18 protein-coding genes and 2 pseudogenes are annotated in these 15,387 nt (G+C 70.0%); 15 read left to right on the forward strand and 5 right to left on the reverse strand.

Going from position 1 to position 15,387, the window contains the following annotated elements:
- Positions 1-15 precede the first annotated feature (15 nt).
- The 5 genes from ACRRRO_RS06825 (at position 16) to ACRRRO_RS06845 (ending at position 3,053) form a co-directional block, all read left to right on the forward strand.
- The gene (locus ACRRRO_RS06825; RefSeq protein WP_434081280.1) at positions 16-828 is read left to right on the forward strand and encodes an endo-1,4-beta-xylanase; all 813 of its coding nucleotides are present in this window, start codon (positions 16-18) and stop codon (positions 826-828) included.
- Positions 792-1,232 (forward strand): endo-1,4-beta-xylanase, encoded by a 441-nt coding sequence (locus ACRRRO_RS06830; protein WP_434081281.1) that lies wholly within the window; start codon positions 792-794, stop codon positions 1,230-1,232. The genes ACRRRO_RS06825 and ACRRRO_RS06830 overlap by 37 nt, the downstream gene beginning before the upstream one ends.
- Before the next feature lie 84 nt (positions 1,233-1,316).
- Positions 1,317-2,363 (forward strand): endo-1,4-beta-xylanase, encoded by a 1,047-nt coding sequence (locus tag ACRRRO_RS06835; protein ID WP_424795680.1) that lies wholly within the window; start codon positions 1,317-1,319, stop codon positions 2,361-2,363.
- A gap of 79 nt (positions 2,364-2,442) precedes the next feature.
- Positions 2,443-2,667: a type II toxin-antitoxin system Phd/YefM family antitoxin gene (locus tag ACRRRO_RS06840; protein WP_424795679.1), complete on the forward strand. Its 225-nt coding sequence runs from the start codon at positions 2,443-2,445 to the stop codon at positions 2,665-2,667.
- Positions 2,664-3,053 (forward strand): type II toxin-antitoxin system VapC family toxin, encoded by a 390-nt coding sequence (locus ACRRRO_RS06845; protein ID WP_424795678.1) that lies wholly within the window; start codon positions 2,664-2,666, stop codon positions 3,051-3,053. Before ACRRRO_RS06840 ends, ACRRRO_RS06845 begins: the two co-directional genes overlap by 4 nt.
- A gap of 70 nt (positions 3,054-3,123) precedes the next feature.
- Here ACRRRO_RS06845 and ACRRRO_RS06850 read toward each other — a convergent pair whose 3' ends face one another.
- Complete coding sequence (locus ACRRRO_RS06850) at positions 3,124-4,968, reverse strand: gamma-glutamyltransferase family protein (protein WP_424795677.1); 1,845 nt, start codon at positions 4,966-4,968, stop codon at positions 3,124-3,126.
- A 106-nt stretch (positions 4,969-5,074) separates the two neighbouring features.
- Between ACRRRO_RS06850 and ACRRRO_RS06855 the strand changes: the two genes are divergently transcribed.
- From ACRRRO_RS06855 to ACRRRO_RS06880, 6 genes are all read left to right on the forward strand, one after another.
- Complete coding sequence (locus ACRRRO_RS06855) at positions 5,075-5,803, forward strand: ABC transporter ATP-binding protein (RefSeq protein WP_434081282.1); 729 nt, start codon at positions 5,075-5,077, stop codon at positions 5,801-5,803.
- Entirely contained in the window at positions 5,784-6,095 is a 312-nt protein-coding gene (locus ACRRRO_RS06860; protein ID WP_434081283.1) for a hypothetical protein, read from the forward strand. The genes ACRRRO_RS06855 and ACRRRO_RS06860 overlap by 20 nt, the downstream gene beginning before the upstream one ends.
- Positions 6,092-6,850, forward strand: coding sequence for an ABC transporter permease (locus tag ACRRRO_RS06865; RefSeq protein WP_424795675.1), 759 nt, complete (start codon positions 6,092-6,094; stop codon positions 6,848-6,850). Before ACRRRO_RS06860 ends, ACRRRO_RS06865 begins: the two co-directional genes overlap by 4 nt.
- A 103-nt stretch (positions 6,851-6,953) precedes the next feature.
- Positions 6,954-8,246 carry a sensor histidine kinase gene (locus ACRRRO_RS06870; RefSeq protein WP_424795674.1) on the forward strand — a complete coding sequence of 431 codons (1,293 nt, stop codon included), beginning with the start codon at positions 6,954-6,956 and terminating at the stop codon, positions 8,244-8,246.
- Positions 8,239-8,856, forward strand: coding sequence for a response regulator (locus tag ACRRRO_RS06875; RefSeq protein ID WP_424795673.1), 618 nt, complete (start codon positions 8,239-8,241; stop codon positions 8,854-8,856). The genes ACRRRO_RS06870 and ACRRRO_RS06875 overlap by 8 nt, the downstream gene beginning before the upstream one ends.
- 6 nt (positions 8,857-8,862) lie before the next feature.
- Positions 8,863-10,200: an ABC transporter substrate-binding protein gene (locus ACRRRO_RS06880; RefSeq protein ID WP_424795672.1), complete on the forward strand. Its 1,338-nt coding sequence runs from the start codon at positions 8,863-8,865 to the stop codon at positions 10,198-10,200.
- A gap of 124 nt (positions 10,201-10,324) precedes the next feature.
- Here ACRRRO_RS06880 and ACRRRO_RS06885 read toward each other — a convergent pair whose 3' ends face one another.
- Together ACRRRO_RS06885 and ACRRRO_RS06890 are read right to left on the reverse strand one after the other, a co-directional pair.
- Entirely contained in the window at positions 10,325-10,777 is a 453-nt protein-coding gene (locus ACRRRO_RS06885; protein WP_434081284.1) for a TIM barrel protein, read from the reverse strand.
- 40 nt (positions 10,778-10,817) lie between these two features.
- Positions 10,818-11,225, reverse strand: a pseudogene (locus tag ACRRRO_RS06890) (TIM barrel protein); the annotation flags it as partial.
- A gap of 405 nt (positions 11,226-11,630) precedes the next feature.
- Between ACRRRO_RS06890 and ACRRRO_RS06895 the strand changes: the two are divergent.
- The 4 genes and pseudogenes from ACRRRO_RS06895 (at position 11,631) to ACRRRO_RS06910 (ending at position 14,606) form a co-directional block, all read left to right on the forward strand.
- Entirely contained in the window at positions 11,631-12,095 is a 465-nt protein-coding gene (locus ACRRRO_RS06895; protein WP_424795670.1) for a transporter substrate-binding domain-containing protein, read from the forward strand.
- On the forward strand, positions 12,095-13,102 hold the full coding sequence (locus ACRRRO_RS06900; RefSeq protein ID WP_424795669.1) for a cation diffusion facilitator family transporter: 1,008 nt from the start codon (positions 12,095-12,097) through the stop codon (positions 13,100-13,102). Before ACRRRO_RS06895 ends, ACRRRO_RS06900 begins: the two co-directional genes overlap by 1 nt.
- A 52-nt stretch (positions 13,103-13,154) precedes the next feature.
- Positions 13,155-14,082, forward strand: a pseudogene (locus ACRRRO_RS06905) (LLM class F420-dependent oxidoreductase).
- On the forward strand, positions 14,082-14,606 hold the full coding sequence (locus tag ACRRRO_RS06910) for a hypothetical protein (RefSeq protein ID WP_424795667.1): 525 nt from the start codon (positions 14,082-14,084) through the stop codon (positions 14,604-14,606). The pseudogene ACRRRO_RS06905 and the gene ACRRRO_RS06910 overlap by 1 nt, the downstream one beginning before the upstream one ends.
- 31 nt (positions 14,607-14,637) lie before the next feature.
- Here the strand turns inward: ACRRRO_RS06910 and ACRRRO_RS06915 are convergent, their stop codons facing one another.
- Together ACRRRO_RS06915 and ACRRRO_RS06920 are read right to left on the reverse strand one after the other, a co-directional pair.
- Positions 14,638-14,751, reverse strand: a complete 114-nt coding sequence (locus ACRRRO_RS06915; protein ID WP_434081285.1) for a hypothetical protein — start codon at positions 14,749-14,751, stop codon at positions 14,638-14,640.
- A 181-nt stretch (positions 14,752-14,932) separates the two neighbouring features.
- Positions 14,933-15,349 (reverse strand): hypothetical protein, encoded by a 417-nt coding sequence (locus ACRRRO_RS06920; RefSeq protein ID WP_424795665.1) that lies wholly within the window; start codon positions 15,347-15,349, stop codon positions 14,933-14,935.
- Positions 15,350-15,387 lie beyond the last annotated feature (38 nt).

Below are 15,387 nucleotides of genomic sequence, written 5' to 3' on the forward strand. Positions count from 1 at the left end.
GAAAAGGAGAGATCGATGACGATGACATCCATCAAGCGGGCCGCCGCCATCCTCGGCGCGGGACTGTGCACCGCCGCCCTGGCGGCACCGGCCGTGGCAAGCCCGCCCGGACACGCCGGGCCGCCCGGACAGGAGGGCGAACTCCCACCCGGCCTCGCCGAACAGGACACCCTGCGCTCGTGGGCCCCGGACGATCTGCGAATCGGCACCGCGGCCGCCGGAGGCGGGCATCACGGGAACCAGGACTATCCCGAGCCGTTCCCCAACGACGCCGAGTACCGGGACTTCCTGGCGGCGCAGTTCTCCTCCCTCACCCCCGAGAACCAGATGAAATGGGACGCCCTGCGGCCCGATGCCGACACCTTCGACTTCGCCGCGGCCGATGAGGTCGTCGCCTTCGCCGCCGACAACGGCCAGCACGTGCGCGGGCACGCCCTCATGTGGCACAGCCAGAACCCGGCCTGGTTGGAGGAGGGCGACTTCACCGCGGAGGAACTGCGCGACATCCTGCGCACCCACATCCACACCGTGGTGGACCGCTACGCCGGGCAGGTCCAGCAGTGGGACGTCGCGAACGAGATCTTCGACGACAACGCCGAACTGCGCATGCAGGACAACATCTGGCTGCGCGAACTGGGCCCGGAGGTCATCGCTGACGTCTTCCACTGGGCCCACGAGGCCGACCCGGACGCCCTGCTGTTCTTCAACGACTACAACGTCGAGGGCACCAACGAGAAGGCGGACGCCTATTACGACCTGATCCAGGACCTGCTCGCCGAGGGTGTGTCCCGGTGCACGGTTTCGGCATCCAGGGCCATCTCGGCCTGATGTACGGCTTCGACGGCCGACTGCAGGAGAACCTCGAGCGCTTCGACGCCCTGGGTCTGCAGACCGCGATCACCGAGATGGACGTGCGCGGTTACGTCGACGACGAGGGTCGGTTGAGCCCGGAACTGCTGGAGCAACAGGCCGACTGGTACAGCCAGGGCTTGCAGGCCTGCCTGAACGTGACCGGCTGCACCTCCTTCACCGTGTGGGGTGTACTGGATGAGCACTCCTGGGTGCCTGCCACGTTCGAGGGTCAGGGCGGCGCCCTGCTGCTGGAGGGCGATTACGAGCGCAAGCCCGCCTTCTGCGCCGTGCAGCAGACCCTGGTGCAGACCAATCCCGGTGGTCACGCCCGGTGGAATAATCACCCGGCACTGGCCGAGTGCCGCACCATGCTCGGCTGAACCACCCACCACCAGTGCCCCGAGCCGGTTCGCACGCGGCCCGGGGCACCGGCATGAACAACGCCGCACGGAAGGTAACCACGAATGAACATCCCCACCGGCTCACCCGCCGGGCACCAGCGCGCCGACGAGCAGAGCCAGGGTGGGCTGCGCGCCCATGCGCCCGACCGGCTCCGGATCGGCGCCGCGGTGGCCGGGTACGGCCGCACCGCCACGACGATGCCGCTGCTCACCGACGCCCGGTACCGGCAGGTGCTGGCCGCCGAGTTCTCCTCGCTGACCCCGGAGAACCAGACGAAGTGGGAGTGGCTCCAACCCGCGCCCGGCGAGTTCGACTTCGCCGCGGCCGACGCGATCGTCGACTTCGCCGCCGAGCACGGCCAGCACGTGCGCGGACACACGCTGCTGTGGCACAACCAGAACCCGGGTTGGATCACCGGCGGGGACCACAGCCCGGAGGAGTTGCGGCGGCTCCTGCGCACGCACATCCAGACCGTGGTGGGTCGTTATGCCGGTCGCATCCAGCACTGGGACGTGGTCAACGAGATCCTCGACGACGACGGCCGGTTGCGTACCGAGCAGAACCCGTGGCTGGGCGCACTCGGGCCGGACATCATCGCCGAGGCGTTCACCTGGGCCCACGAGGCGGACCCGGACGCGTTGCTGTTCGGCAACGACTTCGACGTCGAACGTCACGGCGCGAAGTCCGACGCCTGGTACGCGTTGCTCCGGGACCTGCGGTCACAGGGTGTGCCGGTGCACGGGTTCGGTGTGCAGGGGCACCTGGACATGTCCGCGCCCTTCCCCGAGGACCTGCCCCAGAACCTGAAACGGTTCGCCGACCTGGGCCTGCGCACCGCGATCACCGAACTCGATGTCCGCGGCCCGGTGACGGGTGAAGGCGGCCTCAGCGAGGAACACCTGGATCAGCAGGCCGACCGGTACGCCCGGATCACCCGGATCGCCCTGGATGTGCCCGGTTGTGAGTCACTCACCCCCTGGGGCGTGCTGGATGAGCAGTCCTGGGTGCCAGGCTGGTTCCCCGGCACCGGCGGCGCGCTGCTCCTGCACGGTGACTACCAGCCCAAACCCGCTTACCACGCCGTGCGCGAGGCGCTCGCTGCCGGGTGAGGATCGGCGGCCGGCCCAGCGATCCTCCGCGGCGCTGCACCTGCTTGACCACGGTAGTTGACCAACCTAGTCTGATGGGATGACCACAGTGAAGGTGCAGTACGCGAAGACGCATCTGTCTGCTCTGCTCGCCAGGGTGGAGGACGGCGAGGAGATCGTGATCGCGCGCGGAGACACTCCGGTCGCGCGGCTGGCCCCGTTGTCCTCCGGTGCCACGCGTGATCTGGGTTTTGTCGGCTATGACGTACCGGTGGAATTCTTAGAGGAGTTGCCAGAAAGCGAATTGGCTGCCTGGGAACATTGAGATACCTCCTCGACACCCATGCACTGTTGTGGGCCCTGACCAAGCCGGCGACATTGAGTCCGACCGCCCATGAGGTCATCGTCGATCGGGGCACTACCCTGTTGTCCTCCGCCGCCAGTGCGTGGGAAGTCGCCACGAAATCCCGCCTGGGCAGGCTTCCCCAGGCCACTGGGCTCCTGAGTGCCTGGGACCGAAACCTGCAGCGACTGGGCTGCGAGCACCTGCCCATCACTGATGAGCACGCCATGCTTGCGGGCAGCCTCGACTGGGTTCATCGCGACCCGTTCGACCGCATGCTGGCCGCACAGGCGATCAGCGAGTCGCTCGTGCTCATCACGCGCGATCCGGCATTCGGAACACTCCGCGGCGTCCGCACGCTCTGGTAGCGGCGCACAGCCTCGGGCCGGATTCACCGCGCCGTTCCCAGCGATGGTGAGGGCGAATGTGTCGCACGGGTCAGCGTCCGACGGCGTAGCCCTGCATCCGCCGGGGGTTCGCGCCCGCGTGCAGTAGACCGTCGGCGCGCCGGCCGGCGGCACTGATGAAGCCGAGCGACCAGGGTCCGGCGTCGGTGACGCGGTGCCCACGTCGGCGCAGTTCGGCTAGCACCTGCTCGCCCAGACGTGACTCCACGTGCAGCCCGGCAACCTCGGCCTGGCGCGGGTAGAAGGAGGAGGGCAGGTGCGTGGTGTGCCAACTCGGAGCATCGATCGAGGCCTGCAGGTTGTGGCCGCCGAACAGGTGAGCGATCAGGAACGGGATGGTCCACTGGTCCTGCTGGTCCCCGCCGGGGGTGCCGAAAGCCATCGGCCCGTGCTCGCGCAGCACCATTCCCGGCGACAGGGTGGTACGCGGGCGCCGGCGTGGGGCGATACTGGCCGGGAGCCCCTGCTCCAACCAGAACATCTGCGCCCTGGTGCCCAGGGCGAAGCCGAGCCCGGGGACGACCGGGGAGGACTGCAGCCACCCGCCCGAGGGGGTTGCCGAGACCGCGTTGCCCCACCGGTCCACCACGTCGAGATGGCAGGTGTCGCCCCGACCGGCCCGTTCGGCGCCCTCGATGTCGGCGCCGGCGACCGGGCCTGCGGCGGCGGCGCCACGGTCCAGGGTGGGCTCACCCTGGCCCGGTAACCGCACCCCGGCGTCGTGCCCGGCATCAGCGGCCATCGCCGCAAGCACCGCCTGCCCCAGGTGCGGCGTGGCGCCACCGGGTGAGCCGGGCCGGAAGTCGGTACTGGCTTCGGGCCCTACCAACCTCGCTCGCTGCGCGGCGTAGGCGGGGCTGAGCAGGTCCTGGATCGGGACCTGCACGTGGCCGGGGTCGCCGTAGTAGGCCTCCCGGTCGGCGAAGGCCAACTTGGCCACCTCGGTCACGGTGTGCACCATCTCCGCAGAGCCCAGTTCGGCCGCGCCGATGTCGAGGGCGTCCAGCATCGCCAACTGCTGCAACATCACCGGGCCCTGGCTCCACGGGCCGGTCTTGGCAACCGTGGCACCGGCCACGTCCAGCAGCAGCGGGTCCTCCTCGGTGGCCGCCCAGGAGTCCAGGTCCGCGCCGGTGAGCAGCCCGGCGTGCAGTTCCCCGCTCCCGTCCCACTGCTTGGTGGCGGCGAAGGCTTCGATCGCCTCCGCCACGAAACCGGAGTAGAAGGCGCGCCGGGCAGCCTCGATCTGCTCCTCACGGTTGCGGGAGGCGGCTTCGGCCTCGGTGACGATGCGTTCCAGCGTGGCGGCCAGGACGGGGTTGGTGACCAGAGTACCGGCCTGCGGGGCCGTGCCGCCGGGCAGGTAGACCTCGGCCGAGGTGGCCCAGTGCTCGGTGAACACCGGCGCCACGGCCTTGATCGCGGCGGCCGCGCCGGGCAGCACCGGGTGCCCGTGCGCGGCGTAGCCGATGGCGTAACGCAGAACCTCGCGCAGCGACTTGGTGCCGTAGGCAGCCAGGATGTGCATCCAGGCACCGAAACTGCCGGGCACCGTGGCCGCCAGCAGGCCGGTGCCGGGCACCACGTCCAGGCCCAGGTCGGTGAAGGCGCCGGCGGTGGCCGCAGCCGGAGACACCCCCTGCCCGGAGACCACGAAGGTGCGGCCGGTGGCGCCGTCGTGCCCGATCAGGGGCATCTCCCCGCCGACCCCGTTCAGGTGCGGCTCCACCACGTGCAGCACGAACCCCGCCGCCACGGCGGCGTCGTAGGCGTTCCCGCCGTCCTCCAGCACCGCCATGCCGGTGCTGGAAGCCAGCCAGTGGGTGGAGCCGACCATGCCGAAGGTGCCGAGGAGCTCGGGGCGCGTAGTGAACATGGCCTCTAGTCTGGCCGATCCTGGCAGCGGCTATGACCGATGTCATCGGGAGCAGGTGACAGCAGGGGCTGACCGGTGAGGGTCCAGGCCGAGCACTCTTGTCACCATGCACCCCTCAACTACCCAGAACGCGGTCGTCGCCGATCACGGCACCCCCGCCGATCACGGTGCCGCCCTTGCACCGAGACCACCGGCTATCGCCGTCCGGGGCCTGCGCAAGAGCTTCCCCGGCAGGGACGGGCGCATCCACGCCGTCGACGGGGTGGACCTGACCATCGGCCACGGCGAGATCGTGGCATTCCTCGGACCGAACGGGGCCGGCAAGACCAGCACGCTGGACATCGTGCTGGGCCTGGTCCCACCCGACGCCGGCAGTGTCGCGGTGATGGGGCTGGCCCCCCGTGAGGCGGTCCTGGCCGGAAAGGTCTCCGCGCTACTGCAGACCGGTGGCCTGCTCCGGGACCTGACGGTGGCCGAGACGGTGCGCTACGTCGCCTCCACCTTCACCGCACCCCGCCCGGTCCAGGAGGTGCTCGAGCGGGCAGGGCTGAACGAGTTGGCCAACCGGAAGGTTTCCAAGTGCTCCGGCGGAGAACAGCAACGGTTGCGGTTCGCCCTCGCGCTGCTGCCCGACCCGGAACTGCTGATCCTGGACGAGCCCACCGCGGGAATGGACGTGACGGCGCGGCGGGAGTTCTGGGACACCATGCGTACCGAGGCCCGCGCGGGGCGTTCGGTGGTCTTCGCCACCCACTACCTGGAGGAGGCGGAGAACTTCGCCGAGCGGATCGTGATGATCTCCGGCGGGAAGATCGTTGCACGGCCCCACCAGTGAGATCCGGGAACGCAACTCCGGGCGCACCCTGTCGGTGGACCTACCCGAACACGGCGCCCAGGACGTGCTCGACGACATCGTCGCGTTGGACGTCATCACCGATGTCCGCCGCAACGGGCGGCGGGCCTACATGCGCGCCACCGATACCGACGCCGCCGCTCTCGCCTTGCTCAGCGAGGTGGGCGCCAGCGGACTGGAGATCGCCAGCGCCAACCTGGAGAGCGCCTTCGTGGCGCTGACCGGCACCGCGCCGGTGGAGCAGAGCGAGACCAACCATGAGGAGCACCGATGAACGTCACCATCCTGGGACTGGAACTGAAGCGTCAGTTCCGCGAGTTCATGGGCATCTTCTTCATCGTGGTACTGCCGGCGTTCTTCTACCTGATCTTCGGTGCCGCGATGGAGTTCAGCGGCGACCCGGCAGGCAACGGAAACGTCGCGATGTCGATCATGATCGCGATGGCCGCTTACGGGGCGGTGGTGGCGACCACCTCGATCGGTGGGCAGACCGCGGTGGAACGGATGCAGGGTTGGGGCCGCCAGCTCGGCCTGACGCCACTGCGTGACTCGACCTACGTGGGCACCAAGGCACTCGTCGCGGTGGTGATCGCGGCGTTGCCGATAGCCCTGATCTATAGTCTCGGCGCGCTGACCGGCGCCCAGGGTTCGGCCCGGGCGTGGGTGCTCAGCGCCATGATCGTGATCCCCGGCGCCGCCCTGTTCGCCCTGTGGGGTCTGGTGTGGGGCCTGGCGATCAGATCCGAGTCCGCCATCGCGGTGGCCAGTGGATCCACGGTGGTGCTGGCGTTCCTGGGCAACATGTTCATCCCCCTGTCCGGGGCGTTGCTGGCCATCGCCAAGTTCACCCCGCTGTACGGCTACGCCGCTTTGGCCCGCTACCCGCTCACCGAGGGGTGGCTGGCCACGATGAACGGCGACCCGGTCCACGAACCGCTGTGGGTCCCGCTGACCAACGTGATGGCTTGGACCCTCGTCCTGGGCCTGATCGCGATCACCCTGGTGCGCCGCGGCCGCGCCCGGCAGTGAGTGGGTCGTGATGAACCCGGCGAGCGATTCGGAATCGGAGGCGGTCGGCGTCGCGCCGGCTCCTGCCGTTGACGGGGCATCCATGGCAGGATCGACATCAACGATGACTTCCGACCAGGCCGCCCGGCACACCGAGCCCGCCACCAGCATCGCCGAGCGCACCGGCGATGGTTCGTCGGTGCCCGGAGCGGACGAGGCCGACATCGGGACGAACCCGTGGGACCGGTTCGGGTGGGTGATGGCCACCATCTGGCTGCTCTTCCTGGCCTTCCCCATCATGGCCGTCTATCAGAGCGACCACTCACTTCTGGTGCGGGTGCTCGCGATCGGTGGGGTGCTGCTCTACGCCGCCGTCTACGTCGCCGGCTTCGTACGCCTCGGCTGTACCGAAACAGCCGCCCAGGCCACCAGGGTGGGCGTGACGCACCTGAGCGTGCTGACGCTGCTGATCCTGGCAGTCGTGCCCGTGCTCGGGCCCTGGGTACTCAGCCTGGTGGTGTTCCTGGTCGCCCTGAGCGCGTTCACCCTGCCGCTGCGCTGGGCCGGCGTCGTGATGGTGCTCGCGCTGGCAACGGCCATCATCTGGCCGGCGATGATCGGCGAGTTCGATTCGATGTGGTTCTTCGTGGCGATCATCCTCGGGGTGGGTGTGGGCAACGGCCTGGTCCGGGTGCTGGAGGAACGTCAGACCGCCCACCGGGCGCTGGAGGACGAACGCCAACTCGCGGCCGAACGCGACCGGGTGGCCCGGGACGTGCATGACGTGCTCGGTCACTCCCTGACCGTCATCACGGTCAAGGCCGAACTGGCCGAACGACTGATCGAGGTCAACCCCGAGCAGGCTCAGCACGAACTAACCCAGATCCAGGCCCTGACCCGCGAGGCCCTGGCCGAGGTGCGCGCCACCGTGGCCGGGTTGCGCGTGGCCCGGTTGGACGATGAGCTGGAACGCGCCGGTGCGGCCCTGTCCGGGGCCGGTATCAGCGCGGAACTGCCCACCGACACCAGCGCCGTGGACCCGCGGCACCGGATCGTGCTGGCCTGGGTACTACGAGAACTGGTCACCAACGTGGTGCGTCACTCGGCCGCCACCCGGTGCCAGGTGTTGCTCGGCGGTTCCTGGATCCGGGTGACCGACGACGGCGTCGGGGTTCCCGAGGGTGCGACCGGCCACGGGTTGCGCGGGGTCGCCGAGCGCATCGGATGCGGCACGCTGTCCATCAGAACCGGCGCCGGAGGTCGTGGCACCGAGGTGACGGCCACCCTGGACCCGGACGCCGACCCACCCGAGAGCGCCCGCACGGCAGGCGAGCAGGCAGGAACCGGTGGGAACCTGTCCGCCGGGACCGCCACCGCCACCGACCAACCCGAACCGCGAACGACCACCCATGGGTGATGGACCCATCCGGCTGCTCCTGGCCGACGATCAGGCGCTGGTACGCGGGGCCCTGGCCGCACTGCTGAACCTGGAGAAGGACCTGCAGGTGGTGGCCGAGGTGGGTCGGGGCGATGAGGTGCTCGACGCCGTACGCCGGCACCGCGCGCAGGTGTGCCTGTTGGACATCGAGATGCCGGGCATGGACGGCATCTCGGTGGCCGGACAGTTGCACCAGCAGACCCCGGGGGTGCGCTCGCTTATCGTGACCACCTTCGACCGGCCCGGCTACCTGCGCCGCGCGATGGACAACGGTGCCAGCGGATTCGTCGTCAAGGACACCCCGGCCACCGAGTTGGCCGAGGCGGTCCGTCGGGTCCACGCCGGCCTTCGGGTGGTGGACCCGACGCTGGCCGCCGAGTCCCTCTCCGGCGGCCCGAACCCGCTGACGGACCGGGAGAAGGACGTGCTGCGCGAGGCCCTGGAGGGAGCCCCGATCGCCACCATCGCCGCGCACGTGCACCTGTCCACCGGGACGGTGCGCAACTACCTGTCCTCGGCGATCGGCAAGACCGGCACCACCACCCGGGTGGAAGCCGCCCGCACCGCTCAGCGCCGTGGATGGCTGTGAGCCTCGATGAGGACAACCTCGCGCCGTCGTCGCACCGTGCTCGCCCTGCCCGCGCTGCTGGGCGGGACAGCCCTGGCCCTGGCGGCCTGCTCAGGCATCCCGGAGGACGCGCCGAACTCCGAGGACGCCGAGGCAACCGTGACCTTCCGCATCTGGGACGACACCGTCGCGGCCGCCTACGAGGAGTCCTTCGAGACCTTCACCGAACAGCACCCGGAGATCACCGTGGACGTGCAGGTGGTGGCCTGGGAGGACTACTGGGATCGGCTACCGGAGGACCTCGAGGCCGGCACCATGGCCGATGTGTTCTGGACCAACACCGCCAACTTCGGAGCGCACGCCGACACCGGCCAGATGATCAACCTGGACGAGGCGATCGGTGGCGACCACGACGCCTGGACGGAGCCGGTGGCCGACCTCTACCGCCGGGATGGCATCCAGTGGGGGGTGCCGCAACTGTGGGAGTCGACCGCGCTGTACTACAACACCGACCTGCTCGAGGAGGCCGGCGTCGAGCCGGCGAGCCTGCGCTGGGACCCCACCGGAGCCGAGGACACGTTGGTGGGGGCGGCCCAGGCGCTCACCGTCGACGCCGAGGGGAGCACCGCCGACGAGCCGGGCTTCGACGCGGAGGACATCGTCCGGTTCGGATTCAACGCCCAGCACGACGCACAGGCGATCTGGCTGAGTTTCCTGGCGGAGAACGGGGGCCGGTTCCAGGACGGGTCCGGCAGGTACACCTTTGCCACCCCGCCGGGGGAGGCCGCGTTCGGATACGTGGTGGACCTGATCCAGACCCATCAGGTGGCCCCCGCGGCCGAGGACACCAACAACGACCCCGCCTTCTCCCGCGAGTTGTTCCTGCGGGAGGAACTGGCGCTGTTCCAGGCCGGGCCCTCCGCACTGGCGCACCTGGTCGATGCCGGTTTCGACTGGGACCTGGCGCCGAAGGTCGAGGGACCGCGCGGGCGCATCAGTGTGGTGCACGGGGTGGCCGCGGTGGGTAGCGCCCACGCAGCCGACTCCGAGGCGACGATCGAGGTGCTTCGCTGGCTCGGTTCGGCACAGGGTCAGCGGCCGTTGGGCGAGAGCGGAGCGGGCATCCCCGGGGTGGTGGAGGCCCAGGAGGCCTACGCGCAGTACTGGGCCGGTCAGGATGTCGACGTGCAGGTGTTCCTCGACGCCGTCGAGGAAGGGACCACGCCCGCACCGCTCGGCCCCCGGGCAAGCGGTGGATCGAACGAGATCAGCCCGGTGTTCCAGGATATGTTCGCCGGCCGCATCGAGGTGCCCCAGGCCCTGCGCCAGGCCCAGCAGGCGGCGAACGAGGCCATCGCCGACTGATCAGAGCCGCACGTACCGGGACTGGGCGAAGCAGAACGACGATACCGAACCACACCCCCAACCCCCGCCGGCGCCCCAGCAGGTGGTGCGCGCTACCGGGAGGCGGCGTCGTCGTCCGGGGTGCTCACCGCACCTGCTCACGCACCCAGGTGAGTTCCTCGGCATGGCCTGCGCCGGGGGTCTCCAGCACCACCGGGGACTTGGCGGCCGCGGCCAGGGCGCCGAGCGCACCGGGCTCGATCAACCCGTCCGTTGCGTGGATGCCTGCGTGGCGGTCCTGCCCGGAGTTGAAGGCGCCCCGCGAGTTGTTCAGGTGCACCAGGTCGATACGGCCGGTGATAGCCCGGATCCGGTCGGTGAGCCCGTCGAGTTCCTCACCACCGGCGAACGCGTGGGCGGTGTCCAGGCAGAACCCCACCTGCTCGCTCCCGTCGGCCGCGGTCACCGACTCCCACAGCCGCGCGATCCGCTCCACCCCCCGTGCCATGGAGTGGTTCCCGCCCGCGGTGTTCTCGATCAGGAGCGGCACCGGCTTGGGCGTCTGTTCGATCGCCTTGCGCCAATTGTCGAATCCCACCTCCGGATCGTCCCTCGGCCCGGACGTGCCCGCCGTGCACCACCACCCCGATCGCCTCGATCTGCCCGGCCAGGTCCATCACCTTGGCCAGGAGCTTGCGGCTGGGGATCCGGATCCGGTTGTTCAGGCTGGCCACGTTGAGCACGTACGGGGCGTGCACCACCAGGGCGATGCCGGCCTGCTGCGCGGCCCGGCGAAGCCCGTCGGCCCCGTCGGGGTGCGGCGCACTCGGAGCCGACCACTTCTGCGGGTCACCGAGGAAGATCTGCACCAGATCTGCCCCGACCTCGCGCGCGTACCCGATCGGATCGTCCTGCCCGGCGTGGGCGCCCACCAGTTGCGTCATGCATCCGAGACTAACCGCCCGTGCCCACACAGGTAGGCCCCGGGACCCACAGGGCACCCTGCCTACCTCGCCGGGCACATCCGCCGGCGGCGCAACCTGCATCGGCTGGACACCACGGGCGCTGCGGCGCCCGAATAGACCGGGGTAGCCACAGCAAGGCCCGGGCGAGCCCAGTGTTCGCCGGGCGATAAAACGTTCCCCAACTCCCGCCGTCGTGCTTACAGTAGAACCCCACACGGGAAAGGAGGTGGTCCGAGAAGTGATTTCTTATAGGACTCGTGAGGTGGCTGCCCGCTAGCAGCCCGTAGCAACGGACCCGACGCGGGTTCGCCCGCGATAGCGCTGGCGAATACCCGGCAGTCACCGCGACGTCCCGTGGAAGGGGCACCCTCGTCCAGTGCACTTCCGGCCCATTCGGGCTGGACCACGGGACGTCGTCATGCCCGGGCCGGGCCACCATCGCGGCCTCAAGATGCGAAACCGCCCACAGGGAGTTGACTGGGCCCGATGAGAAGGATCGCGGTCGCGGCCATGCTCCTGATCCTGGCGCTAGGTGCCTGCAGCGCCGTGCCGGCCGACCCTGACGGCACACTCGACCGCGTCACCGGGGGCACCCTGCTGGTCGGCGTCTCCCCGAACCCGCCCTGGACCGACCTGCCCGAGGGAACCGACGGGGATCCCGCGGGCACCGAGGTGGAACTCGTGACCGAGTTCGCTGCCACACTCGATGCCGAGGTCGTGTGGGTGCCGGGCGGGGAGGAAGCGCTGATCGGGCAACTGGAGCGTGGTGATCTCCACCTGGTGATCGGGGGCCTCACCGCGGACTCGCCCTGGCGGGAGATGGCCGGCCTCACCCGCCCCTACACCGAATCAGCAGACGACGGCGCGCAGATCCCCCGCGTGATGGCCGTACCGGCGGGCGAGAACGCCTTCCTGGTCACCCTCGAGCGGTTCCTGCTGGCGGCACGCTGATGGCACGTTTCGGACACACCGAGTTGCCCCCGCAGGTGCAGGCGGCGCTGCGCCGGGCGGTTCGCCTGGCGTGGATCACGATCGGATTCTTCGCCACGGCGGTGGCCCTGCTGCTGCTGACCATGGGGGACTCCAAGGCGATGCAGGCCGCGGTGGTGGAGAACACGCTCTCCTTCATCCCGCCGATCGCCTTCCTCTTCGCCGTCCGCGCCACCAAGCACCGTCCCAGCCCGCGCCACCCGTACGGGTACCACCGGGCCGTCGGCGTGGGGCACCTGGTGGCCGCGACCGCCCTGTTCGGTCTGGGGGCCTTCCTGCTCGTCGATTCCGCCGGCGGGCTGCTCTCCGGCCATCGCGCCTCGGTGGGCCTGGTGGAGATAGGCGGGCAGGTGGTGTGGTCGGGGTGGCTGATGATCGCCGTGCTCGCCTACACCGCCCTGCCGCCGGTTCTGCTCGGTCGGGCGAAGATGCCCCTGGCCCGGCACCTGCACGATCGCGTGCTGTACGCCGATGCCGAGATGAACAAGGCCGACTGGATGACCACGCTGGGCGCCATCGCCGGGATCATCGGGCTCGGCGCGGGACTGTGGTGGGCCGACACGGCATCGGCGCTGTTCATCGCCGGCAACATCCTGCGCGATGGGGTGCGTAACGTTCGGGTCGCCACCGCCGCCCTCATGGACGCCCGCGTGGAGACCTATGACGGCAGCGGCCCGCATCCGTTGCTCCCGGAGATCGATGAGACCCTGTCCGCGCTGCCCTGGGTCCAGGCCGCCCAGTCCCGGGTACGCGACCAGGGCCATGTGTTCCACGTGGAGTCGTTCGTGGTACCGGTCCAGGGCCACACGCCCACCCTTGCGGAGATGACCCGGGCACGGGAGGCGATCATCGACCTGGACTGGAAACTCGAGGACGTCGTGGTGGTCGTCGTCGCGGAGTTGCCGGCGCGGATGCTGCCCGGAGTTCAGGAGGATGTCTCGAGCACCGGCTACGACGCCTCGTCCTGAGACAGCCTCCCCCCTCCCCGCGCCCACCCGAGGCATGGCAGGGTGGTACACCATGGACTTCCGCATCTTCATCGAGCCCCAGCAAGGCGCCTCCTACGCCGACCAACTCGACATGGCCCGCACCGCCGAGCGTCTGGGCTTCAACGGGTTCTTCCGCTCCGACCACTACATGGCCATGGGCAAGGGTGACGGACTGCCTGGCCCCACCGACGCCTGGACCACGCTGGCCGGCCTGGCCAGGGAGACCTCCTCGATCCGCCTGGGCACCCTGGTCTCCTCGGCCACGTTCCGCTACCCCGGGGTGCTGGCCATCCAGGTGGCACAAGTGGACGCGATGTCCGGAGGCCGGGTGGAACTGGGTCTGGGCACCGGTTGGTACGCGGAGGAGCACAGCGCCTACGCGATCCCGTTCCCAGCCAGACGCTTCGGTCTGCTCACCGAGCAACTCGAACTGATCACCGGGCTGTGGCAGACCCCGGTCGGTCAGCGGTACAACTTCGACGGCGAGCACTACCAGATCTCCGACTCCCCCGCCCTGCCCAAGCCGGTGCAGTCCCCGATGCCGGTGATCATCGGTGGCGGCGGACCCCGGCGCACCCCGGCGCTGGCGGCCCGCTTCGGCACCGAGTACAACGCAGGCTTCCCGAAGCTGGCCGACCTGCCGGAGACGTACGGCCGGGTCCGCGCCGCCCTGCACCGACGCCGGCCGGGACCCCGACGACCTGGTCTACTCCACCGCGCTGATCACCGTGGTGGGCCGTGATGAGGCCGAGTTCACCCGCCGGGCCGGGGCGATCGGTCGCGAACCGGCGGAGTTGCGGGAGAACGGCCTGGCCGGGACCGTCCCGGAGGTGATCGAGCGCATCCGCGCCTTCGCCGCCGTCGGTGCCGAGCGCTTCTACCTGCAGATCATGGATCTGTCCGACCTCGAGCACATCGCGCTCATCGCCGACGAGGTCCTCCCGCACGTGGAAGCCTGATGCGCTACCGCCAGATCTCTGCTCACCCCGAGCCCGGCACCGTCGAGCGGCTCACCATCGTGCCGGTGCTGCCCGACGGGACGCTGGGCGCGCTGGCCGGCACAGGCGTCGGAAGCGGCGCGCTGGAAGACACGGCCGCCGGAACCGGCGCGGCCGACGACGGCGCATCCCCCGAGCGCGCACCGCTCACCCTGATCCATGGCGAGGTCGGTGCGGAGGAGGACTGGTACGGCCAGGCGGTCGCGCGGATCAGTGCCGAGCGGGCCGGCTTCGCGGTCGATCGGGTGGAGCTGGTGGCCGCGGAGGGGTTGGCCGGGGCGCTGCACCTGATCGTCTGGGCGGACGGTGACCTGGCGCCGGCGGCCGAGGAGGGTTCCGGGCCCCAGTACCCCGCTCCCCTGCTCGGCCTGGCGCCGGATCAGTTGCGGCTGCGGGTCGCGGCCGATCAGGGCATCATCCCCGGCGGGGCCTCGCCGGCCTGGATCGTCGCGGACGTGGCTGCCGCCATCGCCACCTCGAGGTAGCGCAAGGCGCCGCCGATGATGCGGCCTCGCGTCAGGCCGTGGTGATGGAGGTCAGCACCTCCAGGTAGCGCCGGTAGGCGGCCACGCCGGCCGGGGTGAGGGACAGCCAGGTACGTCCCCGCCTGCCCTCATACCCCTTCCGCACCGCGAGGTACCCGGCCTCCTCCAGTGTGGTGATGTGCTGGAGTGCAACGAGTCGCTGACCTGGACCAGGTCGCGCAGGGTGCGGAAGTCGATCGAGTCCGCAGCCGCGAGCGCGGCGACCATCGAGAGCCGGACGGGTGCGTGGATGAGGTCGTCGAGTTCGTGGCGGGGATGCTGGACGGTCATGCTCGCAGGACCCGCCAGGCTGCGAGCAGGCACGGGATGCTGGGAGCCAGGGCAAGCGGGATGAACCACGGGGAGTTCTGGGCGCCGATGAAGGTGAACCCGATGGCCACCATCATCAGCACCACGTAAGCCCACGTCATCGGCCGATCCACCCGGGCGGCCTGCCGTCCGACCACCCCGCGCCTGGCTTCCCACACGGTCAGGACCGCACCAACCAGTCCGAACCCGACGGCGATCCAGAACTGGATCGATCGCGGAAGATCCTCCCGCCCGGTTCCCAGCAGGAATGTGGGCGTGAGGATCGCGATCGTCAACCACATCCACCCGTGCCACCGGGCCGCCGAGCGAACCCGGGTACCGATTCGGGCAGCCTGCTGGCGGGCCGCCTGCGGTGAGAACTCCTGCTGGGCCATCTGGGTCACCTCTCGCCGGACTTGAACCTTATTCAAGT

Source organism: Sanguibacter sp. Z1732, assembly GCF_051020515.1.
Classification (GTDB): domain Bacteria; phylum Actinomycetota; class Actinomycetes; order Actinomycetales; family Beutenbergiaceae; genus CALKWS01.